8 protein-coding genes and 6 pseudogenes are annotated in these 7,320 nt (G+C 50.7%); 7 read left to right on the plus strand and 7 right to left on the minus strand.

What is annotated here, in order from left to right:
• Positions 1 to 54: 54 nt before the first annotated feature.
• From CF137_RS20590 to CF137_RS20605, 4 genes and pseudogenes are all read left to right on the plus strand, one after another.
• The gene (locus CF137_RS20590) at positions 55 to 336 is read left to right on the plus strand and encodes a hypothetical protein (protein ID WP_101318640.1); all 282 of its coding nucleotides are present in this window, start codon (positions 55 to 57) and stop codon (positions 334 to 336) included.
• A gap of 57 nt (positions 337 to 393) precedes the next feature.
• Complete coding sequence (locus CF137_RS22480) at positions 394 to 645, plus strand: DUF4160 domain-containing protein (protein WP_101318738.1); 252 nt, start codon at positions 394 to 396, stop codon at positions 643 to 645.
• Positions 629 to 1,051, plus strand: a complete 423-nt coding sequence (locus CF137_RS20600) for a DUF2442 domain-containing protein (RefSeq protein WP_101318736.1) — start codon at positions 629 to 631, stop codon at positions 1,049 to 1,051. The genes CF137_RS22480 and CF137_RS20600 overlap by 17 nt, the downstream gene beginning before the upstream one ends.
• Before the next feature lie 158 nt (positions 1,052 to 1,209).
• Positions 1,210 to 1,629 (plus strand): annotated as a pseudogene (locus CF137_RS20605) (replication initiation protein); the annotation flags it as partial.
• A 49-nt stretch (positions 1,630 to 1,678) separates the two neighbouring features.
• Here CF137_RS20605 and CF137_RS22485 read toward each other — a convergent pair.
• Together CF137_RS22485 and CF137_RS20615 are read right to left on the minus strand one after the other, a co-directional pair.
• Positions 1,679 to 1,780 (minus strand): annotated as a pseudogene (locus tag CF137_RS22485) (Tn3 family transposase); the annotation flags it as partial.
• Between the two features lie 51 nt (positions 1,781 to 1,831).
• Positions 1,832 to 2,104: pseudogene (locus tag CF137_RS20615) on the minus strand (integrase core domain-containing protein); the annotation flags it as partial.
• Positions 2,105 to 2,191: 87 nt separating this feature from the next.
• On the opposite strand from CF137_RS20615, the gene CF137_RS20620 reads away from it, so the two are divergent.
• From CF137_RS20620 to CF137_RS20630, 3 genes are all read left to right on the plus strand, one after another.
• On the plus strand, positions 2,192 to 2,323 hold the full coding sequence (locus CF137_RS20620; protein WP_369126184.1) for a HepT-like ribonuclease domain-containing protein: 132 nt from the start codon (positions 2,192 to 2,194) through the stop codon (positions 2,321 to 2,323).
• On the plus strand, positions 2,317 to 2,874 hold the full coding sequence (locus CF137_RS20625) for a recombinase family protein (protein WP_139428047.1): 558 nt from the start codon (positions 2,317 to 2,319) through the stop codon (positions 2,872 to 2,874). Before CF137_RS20620 ends, CF137_RS20625 begins: the two co-directional genes overlap by 7 nt.
• Positions 2,875 to 3,025: 151 nt before the next feature.
• Positions 3,026 to 3,385, plus strand: coding sequence for a hypothetical protein (locus tag CF137_RS20630; RefSeq protein WP_138984556.1), 360 nt, complete (start codon positions 3,026 to 3,028; stop codon positions 3,383 to 3,385).
• 189 nt (positions 3,386 to 3,574) lie between these two features.
• On the opposite strand, the pseudogene CF137_RS20635 reads toward CF137_RS20630, so the two are convergent.
• From CF137_RS20635 to CF137_RS20655, 5 genes and pseudogenes are all read right to left on the minus strand, one after another.
• Positions 3,575 to 3,823, minus strand: a pseudogene (locus CF137_RS20635) (DDE-type integrase/transposase/recombinase); the annotation flags it as partial.
• Between the two features lie 38 nt (positions 3,824 to 3,861).
• Positions 3,862 to 4,758: pseudogene (locus tag CF137_RS20640) on the minus strand (IS3 family transposase); the annotation flags it as partial.
• Positions 4,759 to 4,770: 12 nt separating this feature from the next.
• Positions 4,771 to 5,923: pseudogene (locus CF137_RS20645) on the minus strand (IS30 family transposase).
• Positions 5,924 to 6,315: 392 nt separating this feature from the next.
• Positions 6,316 to 6,591 (minus strand): hypothetical protein, encoded by a 276-nt coding sequence (locus tag CF137_RS20650; RefSeq protein ID WP_073545203.1) that lies wholly within the window; start codon positions 6,589 to 6,591, stop codon positions 6,316 to 6,318.
• The gene (locus CF137_RS20655) at positions 6,582 to 7,229 is read right to left on the minus strand and encodes a division plane positioning ATPase MipZ (protein ID WP_005321392.1); all 648 of its coding nucleotides are present in this window, start codon (positions 7,227 to 7,229) and stop codon (positions 6,582 to 6,584) included. The genes CF137_RS20650 and CF137_RS20655 overlap by 10 nt, the downstream gene beginning before the upstream one ends.
• Between the last annotated feature and the right edge of the window lie 91 nt (positions 7,230 to 7,320).

Genomic DNA, 7,320 nt, shown 5'->3' on the forward strand with positions numbered 1-7,320 from the left:
GGCGTTATCTCCCATCCTGCGTCGCATTATCCCTTGCCTCGGAATCTCCCCCTCATGGAAACCATTACCCATCCCACCCTGGTACAACTGGTGGCCGCCGGTGCCGTCCGTGTCGTGGTCGCCGTTGGCCAGCCTAGCGGCTGGACCCTGCTGGTGCGCTACGGCCTCGCCGAACGCGCCTTGGCCGCCCAACGTAGCAAGCAGCTCAGAGTGTTTCGTAAGCTCGATACCTTGCAGGCCTATTTGCAGCAGATCGGGGTGATCCGCTTCGAGGTCGATGCTGCCGGTTTCATGGTTGCCCCGAGACCATTGCAGGGCGTTTTAACCTATCGCTAACTCACCCATTCGGGTGTAGTATTGTGTCAATAAAAACCAAAACAGTTAGGTTGTTTGATGCCAACGGTGTTGATCATTGGGGGCTGGCGAGTGGTGATTTATCCCAACGACCATCGTCCGGCGCATGTGCACGTGATTGGGGGCGGCTGCGAGGCGGTGTTTAACCTCTCTGGGGAGCAAGATGGACCAGAGCTGCGGGAAAACCACGGGTTTGATAGTAAAGCGCTTAGGCGCATTTGGGCTGAGTTGCAACGCAATCAAGCCCACCTGATAAGCCAATGGGAGGTGATTCATGGAACTAACCGATGAAATGATTGCTCTTGCAATTCAGCGGGGGGCTGAGGCTCGCAACCGTAATCCGGTTGCTACGAGCGTGCGTTATGACCGGAGAATTGGACGGGTTGTGATCGCCTTATCTTCTGGTTTGGAACTGGCCTTTTCGCCTCATCTGGCGCAGGGGTTGGAGGCAGCGAAGCCTAGCGACTTACAGGAAATCGAGATCTCGCCGTCAGGGTTGGGAGTGCACTTTCCGAAGTTGGATGCAGATCTCTACTTGCCTGCTTTGCTGGAAGGGCTGTTGGGTTCGGCGAACTGGGCTGCATCCAAGATGGGAGCGAAGGGCGGCAAGGCCAAAACCCCCGCTAAAGTCGCAGCGGCGAGGGCAAACGGTGCAAAGGGTGGGCGCCCAAGAAAAAACGTGCCAGCGGCGGCCTGACTGCGGTAACGTACTGTCCAGAAAAGACAAACCCCGAATCTCTGCTTTCAACTTGGCGGAAGAGACAGAGAGTTCGGGGCCGTGACTTAATCACAGGAAGAAGAATACCACATGGATCACACCAAACAACCCAGCACCGCCAATAAGCGCGGTGTTCGATGGTAAAACCAGCTCTTCACGCCGCTGCATTCATCGAACGTCTCCCTCGTCGCCCTTACTGCACTGATGATAAATCGTCAGGGCTGCTCATTCGTCCGCAGGCTACCGCTCTGGGCTATCTCCACATCCAGTACAACCCGCCTCCGCATGTATCCTCCTTGGTGTTCGACTTGGACAAGCCGGACAGTTACCACGCGTGTAAGGATGCAGGCTTGCCAGCCCCGCACTGGATCAGCGTTAACCGCACGAACGGCCATGCCCATATCGGGTATATGCTGGAGGCCCCTGTAGCCCGAACCAGTTCAGCACGGCAAAAGCCGTTGCGCTATCTGGCGGCCATAGAACATGTTCTAGCGAAGCGGCTGGGGGCCGACATGGGGTATGCAGGGCTGATCACCAAAAACCCTACTCATAGCGATTGGCTCACCGTCTGGCACCAAATAGGGGTCGCTTCAGAAAACGGANNATGTGCTCCCAGCCCAGCGGCGATAGGTATTGCAATAACGCATCATCGACGGCATGTCCCTTGGCTCGTAATCCATGTGCCACTCTTTCCAGATAGACTGTGTTCCTGGATTTGACCCCATAGATCCAGACACTTTTTCCCGCTTAGGGTTGTGATACCCGACTGCGCAGAAATTCCCGAGGTGAACGGTATCCCAAGGCGCTGTGCGGGTGGTGCTCGTTATAATGCTCAAACGCGATGGCCAAATTGCCTACCGCTGTTCGGCTATCCGGTTTTGGCATCATCTCGATATAGTCTCGCTTCATCGTCTTCACGAAGCTCTCCGCTATACCGTTGCCCTGTGGGCTCCTCACCGCAGTTGTTCTGGGCTCCAACCCGATTTCTCGTGCAAACGCGCGGGTCTCATGGGCTCGATACGCCGAGCCATTCCACCGGTGATGCCGGCAATGTATACCGCGTTTACCGAAGCGCACAAGGAAATACCGTGGCGCAGCATGCGGAATATGCGGAACCGCATGGCTCATGGCTATTTTGACATTAACCTCGATATTGTCTGGGACACGGTTCAGGAATTGCTGCCAGAACTGCTCAAACAGTTGCCCGTAGTGCTCCAACATTCAGATCAAGCGAGAGATGAATCATGTTGATCGGCTACGCCCGTGTCTCGACGCAAGATCAGAACCTGGAGCTTCAGCTAGAAGCACTGACTAAAGCTGGATGCCAAAAGGTTTTCGAAGACACGATCAGTGGTACTCGTACTGATCGGCCCGGTTTGGGTAAGGCACTCGAAATGCTGCGTGAGGGGGACACTCTGGTTGTTTGGAAGCTGGATAGATTGGGCCGGTCAGTGAAACAACTGGTTGCGCTGGTTAGCGATCTGCACAAACAGGGTATCCAGTTCAGGAGCCTCACCGATTCTATCGATACTGGCACGCCATCAGGCCGATTCTTTTTCCATGTCATGGCAAGCCTCGCAGAGATGGAACGAGACCTGACAGTAGAACGAACCCGAGCAGGGTTAGAAGTTGCCAAGCAACTCGGCCGCAAAGGTGGCCGTAAGCCGAAAATGACCGACAGCAAGATCGAGTCAGCCAAGAAGCTATTGGCCAGCGGAGTGCCCCCCAAGGATGTGGCCAAGAACCTTGGTGTGTCCGTTCCTACGCTATACCGCTGGATCCCTGCCTCTGCACACGCTTAGCGTGCTTTATTTTCCGTTTTCTGAGGCGACCCCTTATTGGCTTGTAATTTGCTAGTTCTTGTCACCGATTTGCCATGTAGTTATTGATATGTACATCAAAAGCCATAACCTCCCCCATGCTCTCTTGATGGCTCGAGCCAGAATGAAGGTCATGGACCAACAAAAAATGAAGTCTGACACCAGTAACGAGAATGGCCATATTACTCAGGCGTTGCTTGAGAACGCTTTGTCTCGGAGTCGCCAACCTCTTACTTATGATTATCTCATCAGAGGGCCATCCAAGGGTAATTATGTGTATAATCAGGGCATTACAACCAAGGTGGCGTCACAAAATTTAGTGGACAAATATCTGAGCTTTGACCGTAGTCGATACAACGATCTTGCCAAGAAAATAGACGCGATGGAAAGCAAGTCAAAGTCGCTCACAACTGATGATTCAATTAAGTTGAAGGATTATAAACAACAGCGAGAGTCTGTGATCAGGAAGGCTATTGATAATTTAATCGGGTAATTTCTGCCGGACTCAGTGTCATTTTTTGCCACTGGTACTACATACTGAATCTCCCCCAGTTCCCTAGACACCTCACAGCCTTAAAATGAGGCAACTATTGGAGGTGTTATGACCCGTCAGCGTTATCCAGAAACATTCACAATCGAAGCGGTTAAACAAGTCACCGAGCGCGGGCGGCCGGTGGCAACTCAGGTTGTGGGTCTTCAGAAAGTCCTGCCATTCACCGCCGGTAAACTGGCTGCCCTGATCCGAATGCACCAGTAGCGGCTGCTTGGGCTTGCGCCGCCAGACGGCCATCAATAACGCATAAACCGCCAAGTCTGCCGTCATGCGTGACTTCATCGCCCAGCCGACGATCTGGCGAGAGAACAGGTCGAGCACCACCGCCAGGTACAGCCACCCTTCTTGAGAGCGGATGTAGGTAATGTCAGTCACCCAGGAGATGAGGTGTCCTGACAAGATCGGACAGTCCCGGATCAAGCAGCCTGAGCTGTTCTCCAATACCTCTTGTTAAACTCCGCCGGGCTGACATTGCCAAGTCGTGAATGCCGACGTTGGCGGTTGTAAAAAATCTCTATGTATTCCTGAATCGCTGCCTTGGCCTCCGATCTCGTCTTGAATCTATGGTGGTGAACCAGTTCATTTTTAAGAGACCCCCAGAAGCTTTCTATCGGGGCATTGTCAAAGCAGTTCCCCTTGCGTGACATGGAGCTCTGCATGCCAAATTGTACCTGGAGAGCTCGGTAAGCCTTAGCACAGTACTGACTGCCCCGGTCTGTGTGATGGATAAGCCCAACGGGCGGCCTCTTCTGCAGCACAGCCCGAAACAGCGCCTGACTGACCAACCCGGTGGTCATTCGCTCTCCCATCGCATAACCCACTATCTCACAGGTAAACACATCCTTGAGACCAGCCAGATAAAGCCAGCCTTCGTCGGTGGCGATATAGGTGATATCACCGGTCCAGACTTCGTTGGGCTTCGTCGGCGCAAAGACCTGACCAAGGAGATTTTCCGCCACCGGCAGGGAATGAGAAGAATGGGTTGTCGCCTTGAATTTGCGCTTTTGTTTGCAAGACAACCCCATTTCACGGCGCAATAGCCCAATCCGGTCCCGCCCGGCGTAAAATCCTTCGGCGGCCGACTCAGCTTGTAAACGCGCTGCGCCATAGGTCTGGCGCGTCTTGCTGTGAGCAGCCCGAATGGCGACCTTGAGTCGTTCATCTTCTTGTTGGCGCTGTGACGGTGGACGCTGGCGCCAGTGGTAGAAGCCCGCACGAGAGACCTCCAGCATACGACAGATAACGGAAACGGGATAGAAGTCCTGCTGGTTGGCTATCCACGCGTACTTGCCAGTGACTCCTGAGCAAAGTACGCGGCTGTAGATTCAACCTGTCAACGCAACACCCTTTTCAATAACTTCTTTAGGTGTTTTAAATTTCAGGGTCTTCCTCGGCCTGCTGTTTAGTTGGGCTGCAACCTTATCCAGCTCCTGCTGGGAATATTGGGCAAGGCATGTCTTTTTTGGGAAAAACTGTCGTATGAGACCATTGGTGTTCTCGTTCGTGCCTCGTTGCCAGGGACTTTGAGGGTCGCAGAAGTAAACCTTTACTCCTGTACTGGCAGTAAGCATCCAGATGCTTGGCCAGTTCCATGCCGCGATCCCACGTCAGGGATAACCTAAGTTTGGGTGGCAGTTCCTGGAATTTATTTATAAGTGCTTGATTTACAGACCCGGCATCCTTTCCATTTAGCTTGAGAATAACTGTATAGCGCGATTTTCTATCTACAAGTGTGGCTATGTGAGAGTTATTCGTACCGGACACCAAATCGCCTTCCCAGTGACCGAAAGATCGTCGGTTGTCGATGTGCTTGGAGCGCTCGTGGATTGATATGCCGTTCACCATATTGATGGTGCCTCTTTCTCCCTTGCGTGTATGGCGTTTTCCATGACGCAGGCTATGAGAACGGCGCAGATGTTTGACAAGCAGGTGGTGCAGCGCACTCCGACTACGAAAATACAGCGTTTTATAAATCGTCTCGGCGGATATCTGCATTATGTTCTGGCAGGGGAACGTTCTCCTGAGCCAGCCAGAGATTTGCTCCGGAGACCATTTTAACTCGAGTTGTTCCAGCACAAGATTTCGTAGTTGCGAGTTCCGCTCCAGAAGGTATTTCTTGGGTCTCTTGGCCATTCGATTTGCACGATTATTGGCATCAACAGCTTTGTAGCCAAGTCGGCCACGATTGCGCTGAATTTCCCGAGATATTGTTGAAGGAGAGCGGTTAAGAGAGCGTGCGATGGCACGAATACTCATTTTTGCCGATAGACCTGCTCGAATCTCCTCACGCTCAGATAACGTGAGGTGAGCCACTGCTCGACAGCGTTCGCTCGGTTTGATGCCTCCCGTGTCCCTCAACATGGTGAAAATGGTGCCGGGTTTCGAATCCAGGATTCTCGCTATCTCACTGAAGCCGGTTCCGCGCTTCCACAGATCAAAAACAAACGCTTTTTCCTTTGCTGTAAATGTTCGTTTCATTCAACAATCCTCCGCAACAGCATGCTTTCACATGGTTGTTGCGTTGATCAATTGAATCTACAAAAACATAATATCCCATAAATTCAAAAACCTTACTTCTTATGATTCAATATCTTAATATTTAAGTGCTAGTGAGTTCAATTCTGAAGTGCAACGCTAAGTTGTTTCTCTTGATTTACTTGTATTGCCCGTCCCCTCGCTCAATAGGGGCGTAGCTTGCGCAAAGCCGCGCCGTTGCTGGGAATAAAATCCCTTAACGTGCTTTAATTTCCTAATGCTGAAGTAATCCCTACAACGCCGCCAGCCTTGGAAAGTAAATTACACTTTATCAAAATAAAATCATATTTTTTTGATAAAATGATAAAATGATAAAATGATAAAATGATAAAATGTCAATCTAGACTATTCCGCCGTTCCAGATACTGCTCTAAAGCCTCACGTATGACAGCACTTGTATTTTTCGGACCAGACCCACAGAGTTTATTTTCTGCTGATACCCTGGTAATTGCCTGATCGAGAGATTGGGGCAGAGCAAGACTCCGCTGTACGGTTTTTTCAGTTTTGACAATGAGCGATGGCCCACCATATTGCTTATCAGCCAATTTGTCGGCGAGAGCAGCAACCTGAGCATCTGATGGTTTTTTTATAGACCGTGGTTTTAAAGCCATTTGGAATACACCTCTTCGATAAGTTGCTCAACCTCTTCGATTGCGGTTCTATTGGTTGCCTCTAAAACAGACTTCCCGAGAGGGACTACGTCTCGATAAATTTTTCGTTCACAGTTAATAGCATTAAGAGGAGGTAAGGTCGGGAAGGACTTCAGATATTCGAGAAACTCTGCTCGTTCTTTACCACGCAATACAGGATTAGTAGTAGCTCGCGTCTGGTACATATAGAGGTTTAAATCAGGATTTAGATCCTGCCAAGCCTCCAACTGGCCTTCAAGCTCTTCCAAAGTGTCCAGATCGAACTGTGAGCATAAATGCGGAGCAATCATTACATCAGCCACAGCCCCCGCATTAGCCAGTTCACGGCTATTGCGACCAGCCACATCTACAATCACATGATCAAACTTTTCATCGAGCTGGCGCAAAGTTTGACTGATGTTGCCATATTTCTGAATAAGGGTAATACGAGGTAGCAGATCGGCTTCCTCACGAGAAGCATGCCACTTTGCCGCAGATGACTGAAGATCCGCATCTAAAAGACAAACATCCTTCCCGCGCAATGCCAAAGCAATTGCAATGTTTGTAGCAGTTGTGCTCTTTGACGCACCACCTTTGTTTGAACCTATAACAGTAATCATAGGGGCCTCTAGTGCAAATGGACATTACGAGGCCACTATATCATAAAAAAATATTTTGATAATATAATTTTTTATCACTTTATCACTTTAT

Origin of the sequence: Aeromonas sobria, from assembly GCF_006243315.1 — a bacterium.
GTDB classification, from domain to species: domain Bacteria; phylum Pseudomonadota; class Gammaproteobacteria; order Enterobacterales; family Aeromonadaceae; genus Aeromonas; species Aeromonas sobria_A.

Excerpts from the sequence above, each read along its gene's own strand:
- CF137_RS20590 (WP_101318640.1), top strand. The coding sequence starts at position 55 with ATGGAAACCATTACCCATCCCACCCTGGTACAACTGGTGGCCGCCGGT.
- CF137_RS22480 (WP_101318738.1), top strand. The coding sequence starts at position 394 with ATGCCAACGGTGTTGATCATTGGGGGCTGGCGAGTGGTGATTTATCCC.
- CF137_RS20600 (WP_101318736.1), top strand. The coding sequence starts at position 629 with ATGGAACTAACCGATGAAATGATTGCTCTTGCAATTCAGCGGGGGGCT.
- CF137_RS20620 (WP_369126184.1), top strand. The coding sequence starts at position 2,192 with ATGGCTCATGGCTATTTTGACATTAACCTCGATATTGTCTGGGACACG.
- CF137_RS20625 (WP_139428047.1), top strand. The coding sequence starts at position 2,317 with ATGTTGATCGGCTACGCCCGTGTCTCGACGCAAGATCAGAACCTGGAG.
- CF137_RS20630 (WP_138984556.1), top strand. The coding sequence starts at position 3,026 with ATGGACCAACAAAAAATGAAGTCTGACACCAGTAACGAGAATGGCCAT.
- CF137_RS20650 (WP_073545203.1), bottom strand. The coding sequence starts at position 6,591 with ATGGCTTTAAAACCACGGTCTATAAAAAAACCATCAGATGCTCAGGTT.
- CF137_RS20655 (WP_005321392.1), bottom strand. The coding sequence starts at position 7,229 with ATGATTACTGTTATAGGTTCAAACAAAGGTGGTGCGTCAAAGAGCACA.